Source organism: Lysinibacillus sp. IITD104 (assembly GCF_036698265.2).
Classification (GTDB): domain Bacteria; phylum Bacillota; class Bacilli; order Bacillales_A; family Planococcaceae; genus Lysinibacillus; species Lysinibacillus boronitolerans.
Genome location: NZ_JBAHYH020000001.1, coordinates 2279016 through 2297393, shown reverse-complemented (window position 1 = coordinate 2297393; position 18378 = coordinate 2279016). Strand labels below are relative to the sequence as shown.

The following is an 18378-nucleotide window of genomic DNA, read 5'->3' as shown; positions in this document are numbered from 1 at the left end:
CGTCTTTACATTTTCTACTCAACAATGTAGATTTTATTATAATCAATCACTGGCACCTCATAAAAGTGCCAACAACGCTATTTCTAAAGGAGCCAAGAATCATGCTCGAAATGACACCAAACCTGAATAATGAGGAACCACTTTACCTTCAATTATATAACTATATAAAAGCAGAAATTCAAAATGGAAAGATAAGGGCTCAAAGCAAATTGCCGTCTCAGCGTAGTCTAGCTAAACATTTACAGATTAGTCGCAACACTGTAGATGCAGCTTATCAGCAGCTCCTTGCAGAGGGCTATGTGATAAGTAAAGAGCGAGATGGACTATATGTGGTTGATCTTGAAAAAGGTTATTTTCAAGGAGGCCCTCATCATTTTGAACCACAATTAGCGACTCAGCAGAAACAAGAACGACCAGCAATTAAGTACGATTTTAATTATGGAGATATTAATTTAAAAGATTTTCCGTTTAAAATATGGCGTAAATTATCAATGCAGAGCCTTGATGAAGAACAGGCTCAACTCCTTTTATATGGAGATCCACAGGGAGAGCTGGAATTAAGAAATTATATGGCAAGCTATCTTTATGAATCAAGAGGGGTGCAATGCAGTGCAGAGCAAATCGTTATAGGAGCAGGCTTGCAGTTTCTTCTTGGTATCGTATGTAACCTAATTGGACGGAATGAGCTTTTTGCTATGGAAGATCCAGGTTATTATCGCGTTCGTTACTTGTTTAAAGATAATGGTATAAAGGTGAAACCAATCCCACTTGACGAGCATGGTATTCATATCAATCCGTTAAGAAACAATAACATCAAGGCTGTTTATGTCACACCCTCCCATCAATTTCCCCTTGGAACAGTTATGCCTATCTCAAGAAGATTAGCATTACTAGAGTGGGCTAAGGAAGAAGATGCTTATATCATCGAGGATGATTATGATGGGGAATTTCGATATGCTGGAAAACCGATTCCTGCTCTACAGGGATTAGATTCGAGTGATCGCGTCATCTATATGGGCACCTTTTCAAAATCTTTGATTCCATCCATTAAGCTAAGCTATATGATATTACCAAGAAAATTAATGGATTTATTTCATCAGAACAATTACTATGTTCAAACTGTGTCCAGACTCCACCAGCATACGTTACAGCTATTTATAGAGAGTGGGTATTGGGAGAGACACTTGAATAAAACAAGGAATAGTTATAAGCGAAGATATGAGGCTTTAGTAAAGTCCATTCATCAAACTTTCGGGGAAAATGGGAAAATATATGGGGCCAGCAGTGGCTTACATATTTTACTTGAACCAAATAATAAGATGACTGAAGAGGAATTGATTAATACAGCAAAGATGGTTGGCGTTAAGGTCTACCCAACATCCATTTTTTATGCAAATCCCTCGTTCGTACAGCCCGCTAAGGTATTATTGGGGTTTGCTAATTTGGCGGAAGATGAGATAGCCATGGGCATTAAGCTAGTAAACCATGCTTGGTTTAATAGCTCTACTATGACATGAATCTCTTTCAAAGTTCTATTTCCACATTTCTTGTATATACATAATAGAGATAAGTGGGAGGGGGATTTTCATGCAATTTTATTATGGCAATCAAATGCCATTACGTGTATTAGATGAAGCTGAATTTTGGAAGCACCAAGAAGAAGAGCATACAGTAGTAATAAGAGAGCTTGTGAAAGATTTGGAGCAGCCATATGTCGATGCGTTAAAGGAATGGGAAAAAGCTTTCGCTCAAACACATCAGCAAGTTGTAAGATATATAGAAACCGTCAATCGTTCACAGGGACAAGTTTCTCCAGCTTTATTTCAGGATATTTTACAGCTAACTTCCTTCTGTCTTCAACAGAGTGATCAATTTATCCAGTTTTGCCGAACGCTTATGCAAGAAAGTCAACCGATAAGCACCAATCCGACAGCTAAAGTTGTATTAAATCATATCATTGTAGAATCCGAATATTTTATCGGAATCGCTCAAACCATTTTGTATCAACAGAAATACTAGATCTTAGCGTCTAGAAAATGGAGTTTGGAAATAGGACACTTGCCATACTCCATTTTTTGACCGCTATTACCATCACAATATTAACTATTCGGAATTTTCTCTTTATACTTAAAGGAAAGGAGACTTAAAGAATAATTCTTCAGTGTATCTGTGTTAACAAAATCATTTAGAATACTTTCAATTGAACTACAATGTTGATTGATTACATTAATTTCTTCTATATAATCTGAATCAATCAAAACTTCTTTTAATGTTTTAAACACTACTTTCTGCTCGTTAAATAAATAAACCAGTTCAAACCTAGTGTTCAATATCAGAGTGGTAATCTCAGGGAAAACAATTCGATCCTTTAGTACTTCAAGAATAGACTCCACGGATTTTACTCCTTCAATAGCTTGTAAAGATGAAAAAACACCATTTAGTAACTCTTCAAAATCAACCTTCATCAAAATCCTCCATCAATCAAAATCCTTTCTAATCATAACATTTTTTTAGAAAAATTTTAATGATTAATATTTTCCTTCAATAATGTGGAAAGTCTATTTAGACAATAGTAATTTATTGAAAACAATTCACTTCACATGTTTCCAGAGGCTAATAAAAATTTTTAATCCGCTCACAATCATTTTTTTTAAAATAACAACAAACAAAACATCAAGAAAGGTATTATTATTGTTTGTTTAGATTTTGTTCAAACACAGTATGCTACTATCTCAAAAGGGGTTGATTGTAAAAACAGTGAGCAATATGATGTAAAGATACATCATAAATGATCGATCTTTGGGGGCACGAAAATGAAAAAAAATATCATAATTATTGTAAGTATAATCATGCTTTTTGTGATTGTTTTTTTTATTGGTAATTGGCATTATTTCTCCACTAATCAGCCAAAAATTATACATAAAGGTGTAGGAAAATTAGAGGAAGAGCAATTATTAAAGCCTGTAAAGCTAGAAGGAGAATGGGCCTTTTATCCAAATGTATTAATTTCTTTGGGGGAAAATTTTGATAGCTATCAACATAAAAAACTGAATTTAAATGTACCCTTTAATTGGCAAGCATATGTAGAGCCAAATGAAGAGGGGCTTTCGGTGGGAACCTATCACGTCAACATAGAGGTACCATCAGATGGAGTTTACGGCCTATATATTCGAACGATTCGTCAAGCTAGTCGTGTATTCATTAATGGCGTTGAGGTGGGGGCTAAAGGAAATCCAAGTACTGTTTTAAGCGCGTATGCATCTGAAAATGATGATAAATATACCGTTTTTTCTCCTAGTGTCAATAAAAAACTAGACATTGTCATCCATGTTGCAAATTACAATTATCCTCAGGCTGGAATTGTTTATCCTATTGAATTTGGTACGATGAAGGCTATTCAAAAGCATTATCACTGGAAAGTGTTTTTAGATATAGTAGTGAGTATAGGTCATATTATAGTTGGTGCGATCTATGTCTTTACATTTTTACAGAATCGCAAGCGTAAGGAAGAGTTATTCTTTGGTCTATTTACTATTTCATTAGGATTTTATATGTCGTTTATCAATCAAAAAGTGTTTTTCCTTTTATTCACTGATCTATCGACGGTCAATCAATTACGTCTGCAATTAGGAATCATTCCACTCGCACTGCTTGCTTTAACATTTTTTATAAATGCGATGTATCCACAATTACTAGAAAGAAAAATTTTATACACGCTTGCCATATTACTTGGTATCGTGTTTGTTATGTACGGTATCTATAATCCCTTTACAAAAAATGAAAGGGCCTCCTCAGAATTTGAAATGATTATGAGAAAAATAATCTATATCAGTGTCACGGCTCCAGTTATTTTCTATAATATATGGTTGCTTATAAAGGTCATGCTAAAACGTTTAGAGGCTGTGCGTTATGTGCTAATAGTTATTACAGCGATTAGTTGTTATTCTATTTTACTCATTTGTAACTTTTTATTTGGGATGCCTTTTGACTATACAGAATTCATGTTATTTTTACTAATATTATTTGGCTTTGCCTCATTATTAAATTATCGTGCCAATCAAGCTGTTTTAAAAATAGTAGCATTGTCAGAAGAATTGCTTGAACATAATCAAATGAAGAATGAATTTCTTCTGAAAACTTCGCATGAACTCCGTGCCCCCCTAAACGGAATATTAAATATATCCAGATCCTTAATGGAAGGTGCTCAAGGACCATTAAAACGATCTCAACAGGAACAAGTTATTCTAATTCACAGCGTTACACAGCGCATAGGTCATTTAGTAGAAGATTTATTGTTTTCTTCTAATCAAATGACAGGAGAAGTAAGGATTAGTCTACGCAGTGTATCTCTATCTGTTATACATGAGGTAGTAGCCGAAATTCGTAGTTTTATGCCCAAAAATAGTCAAGTAAGGGTAACAGCAGAGATAAACTTAGATTTGCCAAAGATCTACACGGATGAATTACGCTTTAAACAAATTTTATATAACTTGCTGCATAATGCGATTAAATTTACACAAAATGGAACAATCATAGTCACTGCGCATGTTGAACAGGAGCAGATGGTCATCCAAGTAAGTGATACAGGCTGTGGAATTCCGACACAAGAATTAGATCGTATTTTTAACGCCTTTTATCAAGGAAACAATCATCATAATAAAGAAGGGCTAGGTTTGGGACTAAGTATTACTAAAAATATTATTGAAAAATTAAATGGTAACATTTATGTGACAAGCACTGTAGGGGAAGGGACAACATTTACATTTACAATGCCCCTCTCAACACTAGAAAACGTAAGTAATGAACAAGCTATCATTACATCACATACAGATACAGAAATACAGCTTCGACTGCCCCTTATTTATAAAGGAAGCGATAAAAAAATACTGGTGGTAGATGACAACCATGTCAATATAAAAACTTTAACGGAAGCACTAAGTTTAAAGGGATATACAGTGATCGCCTTAGATAACGGCTTTGATGCGATCGATTATATTAAAACCAATCATGTAGATTGTATGTTAATCGACCTAATGATGAATGGAATGTCAGGTTATGAGTTATGTAAACGTGTACGTAAACAATATGATATGCTGGAACTACCAATAATTATCTTAACTACAGTTATGAAGCAATCTGACTTACTGCAAACGTTAAAAGTAGGGGCGAATGATTATCTACAAAAGCCGATTTCTACCGATGAACTTTTTATTCGTATTGAATCTTTATTGGCTGTTCGACAATCATCAATCGATGCAATCGAAGTAGAAATGAACTATTTATATTCACAGGTCACACCACATTTTGTATATAACACACTTAATACGATTATTGGTTTAAGTTATACAGATATGGAAAACACACGTGAAGCTCTTTATTGTTTAGCCACTTATTTCCGTGCAAAACTGAATGTTCATTATCGAAATAGCATTGTCCCCATCGATGAGGAGATGGAGCTTGTAAAAGCCTATTTATCAATTGAAAAAATGCGCTTTGGAGATCGTTTACGTATTAAATATGATATTGACGAATCGATACAATTAGGAATCCCTGCATTGTCCATTCAACCTTTAATTGAAAACGCAGTGTTCCATGGTATCTCTAAAAAAGTAGAGGGAGGGACCATAGAATTAAGCCTACAGAGAGAGGGACAATTTGTAAGAATTAAAATCTATGATAATGGTGTAGGAATTTCAGAAGAAAAATTGCACCAATTGCTAAATGAAGAAAGTACAAGAATTGGCTTTATGAATCCATTAAAGAAATTTAAATTAATAAAAAATGCTAGTTTACGAATTTACAGCGAAGAAGGAAAGGGAACAACAATTGTCATTTTATTACCAGAGGGTGGTGTCACATGAATATAATGATCGTTGATGATGAAAAATTGGCCATTGATGTTTTATCTATTATGGTTAAACAACTTGCCCAATTTCAGATTAACATTAAGGGAACATTTACAAATTCAACTGAGGCCCTCCAGTTTCTTGAAAAAGAAATAATTGATGTAGTGTTTTTAGATATTGAAATGATTGACACACACGGTATGCAACTTGCAAAGCAGCTCCTACACAAGCAACCATCCTTACAAATCATTTTTGTTACAGCTCATACACAATTTGCCGTGGAGGCTTTTGAAGTTGAGGCAACAGATTATTTATTAAAGCCAGTACAGGAAAAACGACTGATTAATGCGTTAACAAAAGCACAGAAAAAAATGGTCGTGACGGTGGCGCCGAGGGATGAGAAGAAAAACTCATTATATGCGCATACATTAGGCAGCTTTTATCTACTGGATGTTCAACATAATGTGATTAAGTGGCGAACAAGAAAAGTACGTGAACTATTTTTATATTTACTATTTCACCAAAAACGGCCTATGTTAAATGCAGTTCTTTTAGAGGAATTGTGGCCAGATTTGAACTTTGAAAAGGCAGCTAGTAATTTACATACAACTATTTATCATTTAAGAAAGATATTAAAGGACAATGGTATTCAAGATCCCATACTCTTGGTCAATAATCACTATAAATTAAATGCGGAAATTCAAACTGATTATGATGAGCTGAATCAACTATTGGAGCAGGATCAACATGATGAGAAATCCATTCAGCAGTTATTGAATTGCTATGAGGGTGATTTTTTAATAGATGAGGAGTATTTATGGGTTAATCAAATCAGGCTTCGCTTAAAGCAATCTGTATTACATGTGCTTGAACAGTATATTGCACGTATAGACGCTGCCCATACTTTATTAAAGTATAATTGCCTACAAAAGCTATTAGAGCTAGACGAATACAATGAACAGTATATGTTTCAATTGTTAGAATTCTTAATTCAACAAAATAGGAAACAAGAATGTATAAAATTCTTTGAATCTATAGAGGCAAAATTAGCTGAAATTGATCTCGCTGTGCCAGAAAAATTTTATAGAAAATACAACGAGTTCTTACTCAACGTTTAGAAACGATTTCGGAAAAGTAATTTCTGTTTTAATAGTAGGTAATAATTTTATAAAAAGGAGATGCTTTCGGCATGCAAAAGATTGAAATAATTGAGCTTCACCATATTGAGCAAGATTTGGAGAGGCTTACTGAATTATTGATTATGGTCGTAGATGAAGGAGCATCCGTAGGTTTTTTACCTCCACTCACACAAGAACAAGCGATAAAATATTGGCAATCTGTCTTAGCGTCAGATGTCTTACTGTTCATTGCGAAAATAAATAATGAAATTGCAGGTAGTATTCAATTGCATTTAACTAGCAAACCAAATGGCATTCATCGTGCTGAAATTTGCAAGTTAATGACACATCCCAACTTTAGACGCAACGGTATTGGACGAGCGCTGATGCAACAAGCAGAGGAACGAGCAAAACAAGAAAACCGCTCCTTGCTAGTTTTAGATACGAGAGAAGGGGATCCTTCTAATAAATTATATAAATCATTAGATTATCAAGAAGTAGGGAAAATTCCGCAATATACTATTTCACCAGATGGAGAATTAGAAGCAACCGTAATTTACTATAAATTAATTTAATCCATGGTATTGAATATAACTTAAAACGTGTAGAAAGGGAGCTAGTATATGAACGAAGCGCAATTATTTATGCAAATGAAAATGTGGCGTAATTGGACTGTTGAATTTCTACGTACAATCCCTGAGAATATTGTTGATCAGATACCCATTGGACATAAAAACACTATTCGTTGGAATGCTGGTCATCTATTAGTTGGTTGGGATCACACCATTTTTCCAGCTGTTACACAAGAAAGGCATTTGCCCCTATCCTATCATGTCATGTTTCCTAGTGGCAGTAATCCGGATAACTGGACTGAGCAACCGCCAACAATGGATCAAATCATTAAGCTCCTAGAGGAACAACCTATACTTATTGAACAAGCTTGTGCGGGACATTTACATGAACCGCTAAAAGAGCCTTTTTTAGGTATGAAAACATTGGGGGATATGGTTGTCTTTCATATGAACCATGAAAGTCTACACATGGGCATTATAAAAAGTATGATGCAAATACTCTTAAAGAATGAAGCCTAACTGATGAAATCAGTTGGCTTCATTTTTTCTATATATACCAAGGCAACAGATCCTCCATTTTCCTACCTGGCTTACTTGCTTTATCTGTTACGATCCATGTGCCGTCTTTCTTTTGCAGTTGATAGCTTACATTTGTACCATCCGCCCTTTTAAAGAGCATATAGCCTGTATCACCCTTGATGTAGGTGACAGGATCTATGACATTTTTGTATGGTATCTTTCGCTCAGGAAATAAAATGGTGGTCACTATTTCCTCTGCAATCGTAGCAAGGGGTTTCATATCATGATTTATTTCAGCTTGATATTGTAATTGATCGTATCGGTAGGAAGTATACGATGATAAGTCCAGCTTAAAACTCTGCTGTATATCTAACAGTGTTGCCCTATAGAATGCGTCTATTGCTTTTTCTACATCATCCGCCTCATGTATATAGCGAATTGTGCTGACCCCACTTGGACTGATTTCAAATGTAATGATTTCCTTACTATAAGGCGGGGAATGTGCATGCTCAAAGGTGGTAACTTCCACGCTAACTTTAAAGCTAAACTGACTTTCTTTGACAATCTTTAAAATTTTCACATCATACAAGCCATACTGCTTAGGATATCCGTAGTAATGATCAATTTCCTTTTCGATAAATGGATTAAGGATTGTAATGAATGTGTCCCTGATTAGTTGATCATCAGTTTGTTCACTTTGCGCATAAATCTTACATGGCAGAATCAATATAGTTAAGATAGCCATTAAAACATAAGCAAATTTTTTCATGGAATCGTGACCTTTCTGCAGGATGATACTTTATATGGTGCACCAATCACAGCAAATTATCGAGCATGTTTAAAGAAAGGGAGTTGAACAATGGGAAAAATAATAATGCCTTTTTTATGTATGCTTTTGTTATTTCCAGCAGCTACTTTGGGATCAGAACCTGAAGGCTTAATATGTCCAAATCCAGATGTATTGATGAAAACAACGGAGAAAGACAAAGGTGAGCTTATTCAAGCATTAGCTGACATTATTCCAAAAGTATACGGCTCAAGCCCTGATTATCAGGAGTGGCAAATTGAGGTCATAAAGCCCATGCCAATATTAACTGGCATGGAGGAGAATTACTATAAAATGGCGATAAACTTTTGTGGAAAAAATGTGGCGAATCACTCCTGGTTTGTTCGATTAAGGTTCCCAAGATTACTGCCAGCGCAAAGTGCATCACTGGGTGAGCTATATATCGTGAAAGAGACAAATAATAAATGGGTCCCTTGGTTTCAATATCATTAAAAAAGAAGAATCCATAAAATGGATTCTTCTCTTTACAACATCGCTATCGTTTTGGTAGCCACAGTTTGTTGAAATGCCTGATCATGCTCAACTATCACCATTGTGAGATGTGAGCTTTTTATGAGCTCTTCAATCTGCATGCGTGAATAGATATCAATAAAATTGAGTGGTTCATCCCAAATATATAAATGTGCTTTCTCACACAAGCTTTTAGCAATGAGCAGCTTTTTCTTTTGCCCACCAGAATAATGAGAGATATCCTTCTCAAATTGAATTCGCTCAAAATCCATTTTGCGCAGGATTGATTTAAATAACGTCTCATCAATACCATGCTCTTCAATAAATTCCGAAAGCAATCCCTTTAAATTGGAAGTATCCTGTTGAACATAGGAAATGACTAGACCAGAAGCTAACTTTATGGAGCCTGTATGTTGGATGGGCTTCCCGAGAATAAGTTTTAAAATACTACTTTTTCCGCTTCCATTTTTGCCATCTAAAACAATGCGATCACCTTGTTCCACGTTGAAGCTAATAGGCCTATTCACGATATGGTCAGCATACTGAATCGATAAATCCGTTACAGCAACCATTTCTTTAGATGAACATGCCAATGGCTCTACTTTCAATGACTCCGTTTTTTCAACATTTTTTAGCAGCTTTGATTTTTCCTCAATAGCTCTTTGTTGTCTGGATTCCAGATTCTTTGCTCGTTTCATCATCTTGGCTGCTTTATGCCCAACAAAGCCTTTATCCAGCTTGGAACCTGAATTGGTTGTCCCGTTTTTAGAGGATTCCACTTGATTAGACCAACCTGCCGAACGCTTTGAGGATTGTATTAAGCGGTCGATATCTTTTTGCAGTCGCTGATTGGTTACTTCTTCGTGTTCCTGCTGACGATCAAAATTTAACTTCCAAGAAGAATAATTTCCACTTTGAACGTCAATATTGGCTCTATTAATCGATAGGATATGGTCAACACAGCCATCTAAAAAGCTTCTGTCATGTGAAATTAAAATAAATCCTTTTTTCCTGCGAAGATAATCGGAAACCGTCTTTCTTGCATCCGTGTCTAGGTGATTGGTTGGTTCATCAATTAATAAAAATTGACCCTCTGTCAAAAACAACGCAGCAAGCAGCACCTTTGTTTGTTCGCCATTGGATAATGTTTTAAAAGGACGATACATGACCACCGCATCTACATGTAGGTAAGCTATTTCACGTAGACATTCCCAATCTTCTGCCTGAGGACAAATTTCCTCAAATATTTCATGGGTATATTTATTTGGATCAGAAACTGGATAGGGGAAATAAGTGAAGTCTACAGAAGAGATGATTTTTCCGCTATACTCATAATTTCCTAATAACAACTGAAAGAATGTTGTTTTACCTCGTCCGTTTCTACCGATAAATCCAAGTTTCCAATCCGTATCGATTTGAAAGTTGACATTCTCAAAAATATTGTCAAAGCTGCTTGGATAAGAAAAAGTTAGGTTTTGTACTTGTATCATGGACATGATAATTCCTCCTTTGTATTGCAACAGTTTTACTTTTCATACAAAGTCGGTCTATCCATCTATGTTTTATTTCTCCGTATAAGCAGATGGATATTAACGACTTATACGGAGTGTTACATGCGTCACAATAGTTTCTGAATCGCTCATATTTTTCCTCTCCTTTATGAGTAAATGAAAGGTACAACATCAACTATGAAAGCAAGAAAAAATCCCTCCAATTGTGCATTGGAAGGATTAGTCTTTCACTACATAAATTCGATTTGCCATTTGTATCATGACAAATAAAATGCAAACTGATTGTTAAAAATGGATAGACTAACCCTATATTTTGTGTTTGAAATCATTCAATTCAAATAAAAATATAGTTTAGTTCTTCATTGTCCATTCATCAGTCCTCTCATAATTGTCTTTTTATAGTAACAAATTTTTTTACAGAATACAATGTAACCTTATTTTCATCTAACTGATGTCGCTAGCTACAAGTAGAAGTAGAAATAGAAACACATACATAGAGTAAAGCTGACTGTGCAAGGATTGCTTAGGACAAGCAATACAGCAATGATTAATTAACATTTTTAATTAAATAATTAATTTTATTTATTTTTTAATTAAAATTATTAATTTTTGTTATTTACATCTTTAATTTCTTTGTTATATAATCAACTTAACTTAAAGGAAGGAGTTCACTATGGCTTATCAAGTAATCACAAATTGCCCTGTTTGCAGTAAAACATTGAAAATTACCAAGTTACAGTGTTCTCATTGTCACACGACCATTGAAAATGAGTTTGAATTGTCGAAGCTAGCTTCTTTATCAAAGGATCAGCTTCATTTTGTGGAAGTATTTTTAACCTGTCGAGGGAATATTAAAGAGGTTGAAAAGGAACTGGGAGTTTCGTATCCCACAGTCCGTGGCAAGCTAAACGATATTATTTCATCCCTTGGCTATGCTGAAAAGAAGAAAAATACAGTAGACGAGAAAAAAATTGTAAGCATGCTGGAAAATGGCGAAATCACAACAGATGAAGCCATAAAGCTCTTAAAAGACGAATAGGGAGGAACGAACCATGAAAGAGGAAATTACAAAAGTGTTAACTATGATTCAAGAGGGAAAAATTGATGCGGATAAAGGATCAGAACTGATTCAAGTGCTACAACAGAAAGAAGAATCAGAGAATAAATTTGTGGAAAAAACAAAGTATTTAGATAAAACGTTAAAGGTCCGTGTAGTATCCACTGAAAATGATAATGTCACGGTAAATTTGCCAATTAAACTTGTCAAAGCCGTACTCATGGCAGGACACAGCATCGCTGCGAGTATTCCACAATCAGAAAAATACGTAAAAGATATCGACATCAATCTTCTTCTTGAAGCGATTGAAAATGAATTAGATGGACAAATTGTAGATATAAAATCAGCAAACGGGGATTCCGTTGCAGTCTTCATTGAGTAGAGGCGACGAATGATGCATGTAAAAGTGAAAGCAAAAGACGTTCGCTTTACCGTCCCAGTTCCCTATACTGTGGTAACCATTGTCCTCTCCATTTTAACTTCTAAATGGATTCAGCAGCAAGCCAATAAGTGGACAAAGGCATACTTCGATCGAAAGAAAATAGACTTTACCTTTCCGCTCATCGACAAAGAAATGCTAAAGCCGATTATCAAGGAACTAAAAAATTACAAAGGACTTGTGCTAGTCGATGTCAAAGCTCATGACGGGACTGAGGTTAAGGTTAGACTATAATACCCAAGATAGAGTGAGTAGAGCATGTTATGATAAAAGCATGCTCTTTATTAATTTAATGAGCATCATTTGAAATGGGGAAGAGATGATCATTATTTCAGGACTTACGATAGAGACAACTATTTTTCAATGGTACATAAAATAGAAGATTTCTTTAAACTCAAATTAGAATTCTAGATCCATTTTAATAGAAAATCACGTACATCGTTAAAAATAGATTTTTGATTTGGGTATAAGTGATTAGTGGTAATCTATTTGGAACTACATAATTAAAAATACTGAATAATCCAAAAATAAAGAAGTTTAGAATCTTGATTTACTTTTCATTTGAAGGATGGTACACTTAAAACTATTGAACAACAACTATATATTGTGTTCGTTTTACAAAGGTACTACTACATGTAGTTTAAAAGGGAAGTTCGGTACAATTCCGACGCTGTCCCCGCAACTGTGAAGCTGACGATGATTGCAACCACTGTGCATTTGCATGGGAAGGGAATCAGAGAATGAAGCAAAGCCAGGAGACCTGCCTTTATAAAACAAATTTATCATTTCTTCGGGGATTAAGAGATGGGAACGTCAGTATTTTTGGTATGTTAACGTTTCCATTTAGCCTATCTCTTTAGAGGAGATAGGCTTTTTTATTTTATGAAAAGAGGGATTTCTATGAAACTTTATACGAAAACAATTTGTCCAAAATGCCTATGGGTAAAATCTGAACTACAACGTGCAGGACTTGAAGCTGAAATTGTTAACATCGATCACGATGAACAAGCAAAGCAAACGATTATTGACGCAGGTTTTTTAAGTGTGCCTGTTTTAGAGATGAATGGAACTTTTATAGGAGATGTTCAGGAAATTGTTTCTCAAATTGAGTTGATTGCCCTATGATCGTATTCGCTAGTCGTACTGGCAATGTGCGCAATGTTGTATCCAAATTAAAGGCAGAATGTATCGAGCTCTCCGAGGAATTGCGATTGAACAAGCCCTATCTTTTAATTACCTACACAGATGGTTTAGGTGACATTCCAGCAAAGGTACAACGTTTTTTAGAAAAAAACAGGGATTTTTGTAAAGGAGTAGTTGCCAGTGGGAATAGTAACTTCGGTCATCATGTATTTGGCGCTGCTGGTGAGAAAATCGCTGCTACGTATCATGTACCCCTAGTAAGGAAATTAGATTTACGAGGTAATCAAACGGATTACGAAGCAATACAAACGTTTTATGAAACGAGGGTAATGGGATGAAAACCTATTTAAAGCTTAATAATGACGTACTGAATCGTTATAGTACAACTGGATTACTTGAGTTAGAAAAGGACCGCGAAGCTACGCGCCGCTACTTTTTAGAGTATGTTAACGTACGTTTGCGTTATTTTATAGATATTGAGGAAAAAATCCGCTATTTAGTTGATGAGGGCTACTATGAGAAAGCATTTATCGACATGTACGAGATGGAATTTATAAAGAAGTTGTACAAAAAAGCCTATGATTATAATTTCCGCTTTCCATCCTTTATGAGCGCAAGTAAATTTTATGATAGCTATGCTATGAAAAGTCGTGATGGGGAAGAGATCTTAGAAAAATATGAGGATCGTATAGTCATTATCGCTTTGTATTTGGCTCAAGGAAATACAGCTCTAGCAGAACGCTCTGTCGAAGCGATGATGGAAGCTTATCAGCCAGCAACACCAACTGCTTTAAATAGTGGCAAGAAAGCACGTGGTGAATTAGTTAGCTGCTTTAAATTATCAATGGATGACTCCATGAATAGTATTGCCGAAAATATTGGCTATTGTTTAGAGCTATCACGCCTTGGTGGTGGGGTTGGGGTCAACCTAACAGATTTACGCCCTTTAGGTGATCCAATTAAAGAGATATTAAATCGTGCAAGTGGTGTCATCCCAGTAGCAAAACTGTTAGAAAATTCTTTCAGTTATTCGAATCAGCTAGGGCAACGAAATGGCTCAGGTGTTGTCTATCTAAATATTTTCCATGCAGACATAGAAAATTTCATTTCATCAAAAAAACCAAATGCGGATGATAAAATTCGTCTTGCTACACTTTCAACAGGAATTATTATACCAAGTATTTTCTTCGAACTGATGAAACGTGATAAGGATATTGTTTTGTTTAGCCCATACGATATTTTTAAAGAATATGGCAAACGGATGTCTGAGATTTCCATTTCAGACATGTACTACGAGCTACTTGATAACCCTAAAATTCGTAAAATTAAACGTTTAAATGCACGTAAGCTTTACACAGAGGTGAAAAAAGCACAATTTGAATCAGGCTATCCGTTTGAAATCTTTGATGATAATGTCAATAAGGTACATCCTTTAAAAAATATTGGACGTGTCAAAATGTCCAATTTATGTACAGAAATCTTACAAGTACAAGAGACAAGTATCATTACGGACCAGGATCAACCAAACGACTATGGATTAGATGTATCGTGTAACTTAGGTTCCATCGATATCCATGCAGCAAGTAAAGTGAAGGATTTCGGCGCATTAGTCGATACAGCGATGCACCTATTAACAAATGTATCGCAAATGACACATATTAAAAATGTACCGTCTGTTGCAAAAGCCAACCAATTAATGCATTCTGTAGGGCTTGGCTGTATGAACCTCCATGGGCATCTCGTGACGGAGGGCATCCTGTACGGCTCAAAAGATTCGATTGATTTCATGGATCACTTTATGGAAGCGATGAACTATTATTCTTTGAAATCTTCGATGGAAATGGCGAAAGAAAAAGCTGCAACCTTCTACCGATTTGAGGACAGTGATTATGCATCAGGTAGCTATTTTGACCAATATATCAATAAAATTGACGAAGAACTATCACCTGTTGTATTGAAGGCGCTTGGCAATATACCAATCATTACGAACAAGATGTGGGAAACGTTAAAGCAGGATGTAATGCAATACGGTCTATTCCATTCCTATCGTTTGGCTATTGCCCCAACTGGCAGTATTTCATATATTCGTAGCTGTACGGCTTCAATCGCTCCATGCACAGAGCGTGTAGAGGTTCGTGATTATGCCGATAGTAGAACCATTTATCCAATGCCTCATTTAACAAATGACAATAGTCATTTATATGTGGAGGCGTATGATGTAAATCCGTATGATTTAATTGATTTATATGCAGCTTCTCAAAAGCACGTTGACCAAGGTATTTCCATGACGCTTTATGTAACGGACAATTGGACAACCGAACAATTGGCTAAAGTATACATTTATGCGTGGATAAAGGGCATTAAGTCTGTTTACTATGTTCGTCAACGATTACAAAGCTTAGAGGAGTGTGTAGCATGTCAAATATAATTTATGAGGCAGTCAATTGGAATAAGGCAACAAGTGAGCTTGCCCAAATATTTTGGGACCAGCAATGGAAGCAAATTTGGTTTCCTGAAGAAATTGCGGTTAGTAAAGATATTAAACAATGGAAAAGCTTTGAGCATCAGGACACATATAAAAAAGTATTTGCAGGATTAACCTTACTGGATACTGTACAAACAAATATCGGGATGAATCGTGTTGCCGCTTATACAGACGATTTACAGGAAAAGGCTGTCCTAACCGTTTTTGATGCATTCGAGGCCATACATGCCAAGTCCTATTCTTATATTTTCACAACGCTTTGTACAAACGAAGAAATCGACGAGCTATTTGAATGGGTCAAGAAAAATGAATTTCTACAATATAAGGCCAATAAAATAGCAGACATTTATAATAGTATTGAAGAAGGCAATCCAGAGAGCTTATGGAAAGCGATGTTCTCATCCGTTATGCTTGAATCTTTCCTGTTTTATTCTGGCTTTTTCTATCCACTCTACTTAGGAGGACAAGGCTTCCTACGAAATAGTGCAGAAATTATTTCACTCATCTTGCGCGATGAATCTATCCATGGGGTAGCAGTTGGATTTTTTGCTCAAAATTTATTCAAGCAATTTTCAAAGGAAAAGCAAGAAGAGCTACATTTATGGGGCTATGAGCTATTATTAGATTTATATCAAAATGAAATGAAGTATACAGATGATATTTATGCGGAAACAGGATTATCACCTGAAGTGCGCGCATATGTACGTTATAATGCAAATAAAGCTTTAATGAATGTCGGCTTTGAAGCCATGTTCCCAGAAGAGGAAGTCAATCCAATTGTGATGAATGGGATTCGTAATGAAGGCTCCACATATGATTTCTTTTCACAAAAGGGTGCTACCTATGCCAAGGCAAAAGTTGCGCCGATCACAGATGACACATTCAATTTTAATCGTTAAGGATGAAGAACAATGAATCTAGAAGTAAAAATTAAAAAAATTCACGCTGATGCCATGCTACCGATACAAGCCAACCCTGGTGATGCAGGCATGGACCTCTATTCCATAGAAGCAGTAGAAATCCCAGCAGGCGTAGCCAAACTCATTAAGACAGGTATTCAGATTGAATTACCTAAGGGAACGGAAGCCCAAATTCGACCAAGAAGTGGACTAGCATTAAAGCATAGTGTAACCGTACTGAATAGCCCAGGCACTATAGATGAAGGCTATAGAGGCGAAATCGGTGTTATTTTAATCAACCATGGTCAAGAACCGTTTATCGTAGAAAAATCAATGCGCATTGCTCAAATGGTTATACAATTTGTTCCTTCTATTCAATTAGTGGAAGTAGATGAATTATCTCAAACGGTCCGTGGAGAATCTGGATTTGGTGCAAGTGGTACGAAATAGCGTACCTCTATATAAACCGCATAAAGTTTACTTAAAAATCCTGCGAAAATGCAGGATTTTTTTGTTACAGTTGCTAAAAGCAGAAGGAAATAATAGGGTTCATATGGAATGAAGTAATGATAGCGAATTAAAGGAGCTAAATAATCATGAAAAAAATATGTTCAGGTATTTTCCTTATGTTGATTGTCATTCTTACATCTATCACAACTGCTGTAGCAGCTAGTAGTCAACTAAAAGTGGACGGTATGACAGTACAAACGGATGTGAAGCCCGAAATAAAAAACAATCGAACAATGGTACCCTTACGCGTGATTAGTGAAAATTTAGGGGCTAAGGTGCATTGGTCGGATGGGCAAGTGATACTGACGAAAAGTGAGATGAAAGTCAGTTTAAAGTTGAACAGTAGTAAAGCCGCAATAAATGGAAAAACGGTTTTATTGGATGCGAAGCCATACCTAAAGAATGGACGCACCATTGTGCCATTACGTTTTCTAGCAGAAACCTTTGGCTGTAAAGTGCATTACGATCATTTTACGATCTCAATCGATACAGAGCCATTGATAATTAAGAATATGGAAGTGAAAGCATTACTTCATGAATACCATATGACAATGGGGGGAGTAGTCGAGCAAATCAATGGCAATGCCTATATGGAAGAAATGCACCGTATATTTACTAAAAATATGGGCACTAAGATAAAACAGCCTAACGATTACACATGGTCTGTCCATAGCACCGTAATTGGGGGCTATTATAAAATGGGCCAATATGATTTCCTGAACAAGGAAGGTAGTAGCATAGCACGTTATGATCTCTATTCGTTGGTGCAATCTTCAGATAAACCTTTGACTGGACAGCCAGACGTGTTGATTTATGATGCAGCTATTGACCAATGGTATGAGTTTAACAAAACTGCCAGTGACTCTATTTATTCGTTAATGGAAACTGCCACGAGAAATGGCTTTGTGACAGTTATTAGTAATACAGTTCCTTGATTATGAATCCATTAAAAACACAATAGAAGAGCACATCTATAAATAAG

General features: G+C 35.7%; 19 protein-coding genes and 1 riboswitch. Of the genes, 16 read left to right on the top strand and 3 right to left on the bottom strand.

Annotated elements, in window-relative coordinates; all coding sequences use genetic code 11:
* Positions 1-101 precede the first annotated feature (101 nt).
* The gene (locus V1L66_RS11665; protein WP_016991724.1) at positions 102-1517 is read left to right on the top strand and encodes a PLP-dependent aminotransferase family protein; all 1416 of its coding nucleotides are present in this window, start codon (positions 102-104) and stop codon (positions 1515-1517) included.
* Positions 1518-1587: 70 nt separating this feature from the next.
* Positions 1588-2019 (top strand): DUF2935 domain-containing protein, encoded by a 432-nt coding sequence (locus V1L66_RS11660; RefSeq protein ID WP_016991725.1) that lies wholly within the window; start codon positions 1588-1590, stop codon positions 2017-2019.
* A gap of 80 nt (positions 2020-2099) precedes the next feature.
* Here the strand turns inward: V1L66_RS11660 and V1L66_RS11655 are convergent, their stop codons facing one another.
* A complete protein-coding gene (locus tag V1L66_RS11655) occupies positions 2100-2465 on the bottom strand; it encodes a hypothetical protein (RefSeq protein ID WP_333004043.1) in 366 nt (121 codons plus the stop codon).
* 348 nt (positions 2466-2813) lie between these two features.
* Between V1L66_RS11655 and V1L66_RS11650 the strand changes: the two genes are divergently transcribed.
* The 4 genes from V1L66_RS11650 (at position 2814) to V1L66_RS11635 (ending at position 8055) form a co-directional block, all read left to right on the top strand.
* A complete protein-coding gene (locus tag V1L66_RS11650; RefSeq protein ID WP_333004041.1) occupies positions 2814-5861 on the top strand; it encodes an ATP-binding protein in 3048 nt (1015 codons plus the stop codon).
* Entirely contained in the window at positions 5858-6964 is a 1107-nt protein-coding gene (locus V1L66_RS11645) for a response regulator (protein WP_333004040.1), read from the top strand. The genes V1L66_RS11650 and V1L66_RS11645 overlap by 4 nt, the downstream gene beginning before the upstream one ends.
* 71 nt (positions 6965-7035) lie before the next feature.
* On the top strand, positions 7036-7539 hold the full coding sequence (locus tag V1L66_RS11640; protein ID WP_048392764.1) for a GNAT family N-acetyltransferase: 504 nt from the start codon (positions 7036-7038) through the stop codon (positions 7537-7539).
* A 48-nt stretch (positions 7540-7587) separates the two neighbouring features.
* Entirely contained in the window at positions 7588-8055 is a 468-nt protein-coding gene (locus tag V1L66_RS11635) for a DinB family protein (protein WP_333004039.1), read from the top strand.
* A 28-nt stretch (positions 8056-8083) separates the two neighbouring features.
* On the opposite strand, the gene V1L66_RS11630 is transcribed toward V1L66_RS11635, so the two are convergent.
* Positions 8084-8824: a DUF3888 domain-containing protein gene (locus tag V1L66_RS11630; protein WP_333004038.1), complete on the bottom strand. Its 741-nt coding sequence runs from the start codon at positions 8822-8824 to the stop codon at positions 8084-8086.
* Positions 8825-8914: 90 nt separating this feature from the next.
* On the opposite strand from V1L66_RS11630, the gene V1L66_RS11625 reads away from it, so the two are divergent.
* On the top strand, positions 8915-9334 hold the full coding sequence (locus tag V1L66_RS11625) for a hypothetical protein (protein WP_258859848.1): 420 nt from the start codon (positions 8915-8917) through the stop codon (positions 9332-9334).
* Between the two features lie 32 nt (positions 9335-9366).
* Here V1L66_RS11625 and V1L66_RS11620 read toward each other — a convergent pair whose 3' ends face one another.
* On the bottom strand, positions 9367-10848 hold the full coding sequence (locus tag V1L66_RS11620) for an Lsa family ABC-F type ribosomal protection protein (RefSeq protein ID WP_333004037.1): 1482 nt from the start codon (positions 10846-10848) through the stop codon (positions 9367-9369).
* Positions 10849-11536: 688 nt separating this feature from the next.
* Between V1L66_RS11620 and V1L66_RS11615 the strand changes: the two genes are divergently transcribed.
* The 9 genes from V1L66_RS11615 (at position 11537) to V1L66_RS11575 (ending at position 18331) form a co-directional block, all read left to right on the top strand.
* Positions 11537-11902: a DUF2089 domain-containing protein gene (locus V1L66_RS11615; RefSeq protein ID WP_333004035.1), complete on the top strand. Its 366-nt coding sequence runs from the start codon at positions 11537-11539 to the stop codon at positions 11900-11902.
* A 13-nt stretch (positions 11903-11915) separates the two neighbouring features.
* Complete coding sequence (locus tag V1L66_RS11610) at positions 11916-12302, top strand: SHOCT-like domain-containing protein (RefSeq protein WP_016991732.1); 387 nt, start codon at positions 11916-11918, stop codon at positions 12300-12302.
* A 9-nt stretch (positions 12303-12311) separates the two neighbouring features.
* Positions 12312-12593, top strand: a complete 282-nt coding sequence (locus V1L66_RS11605) for a hypothetical protein (RefSeq protein ID WP_333004033.1) — start codon at positions 12312-12314, stop codon at positions 12591-12593.
* A 370-nt stretch (positions 12594-12963) separates the two neighbouring features.
* Positions 12964-13142, top strand: a riboswitch (cobalamin riboswitch).
* A 117-nt stretch (positions 13143-13259) separates the two neighbouring features.
* A complete protein-coding gene (locus V1L66_RS11600) occupies positions 13260-13484 on the top strand; it encodes a glutaredoxin (RefSeq protein ID WP_333004032.1) in 225 nt (74 codons plus the stop codon).
* Positions 13481-13840 (top strand): class Ib ribonucleoside-diphosphate reductase assembly flavoprotein NrdI, encoded by a 360-nt coding sequence (nrdI, locus tag V1L66_RS11595; protein ID WP_016991735.1) that lies wholly within the window; start codon positions 13481-13483, stop codon positions 13838-13840. Before V1L66_RS11600 ends, nrdI begins: the two co-directional genes overlap by 4 nt.
* The gene (gene nrdE, locus V1L66_RS11590) at positions 13837-15930 is read left to right on the top strand and encodes a class 1b ribonucleoside-diphosphate reductase subunit alpha (protein WP_333004029.1); all 2094 of its coding nucleotides are present in this window, start codon (positions 13837-13839) and stop codon (positions 15928-15930) included. The genes nrdI and nrdE overlap by 4 nt, the downstream gene beginning before the upstream one ends.
* Complete coding sequence (gene nrdF / locus V1L66_RS11585; protein WP_004229921.1) at positions 15918-16886, top strand: class 1b ribonucleoside-diphosphate reductase subunit beta; 969 nt, start codon at positions 15918-15920, stop codon at positions 16884-16886. Before nrdE ends, nrdF begins: the two co-directional genes overlap by 13 nt.
* A gap of 12 nt (positions 16887-16898) precedes the next feature.
* Positions 16899-17336, top strand: a complete 438-nt coding sequence (gene dut / locus V1L66_RS11580) for a dUTP diphosphatase (protein ID WP_333004027.1) — start codon at positions 16899-16901, stop codon at positions 17334-17336.
* Positions 17337-17482: 146 nt separating this feature from the next.
* A complete protein-coding gene (locus V1L66_RS11575) occupies positions 17483-18331 on the top strand; it encodes a copper amine oxidase N-terminal domain-containing protein (protein WP_333004026.1) in 849 nt (282 codons plus the stop codon).
* The last annotated feature ends 47 nt before the right edge of the window (positions 18332-18378 follow it).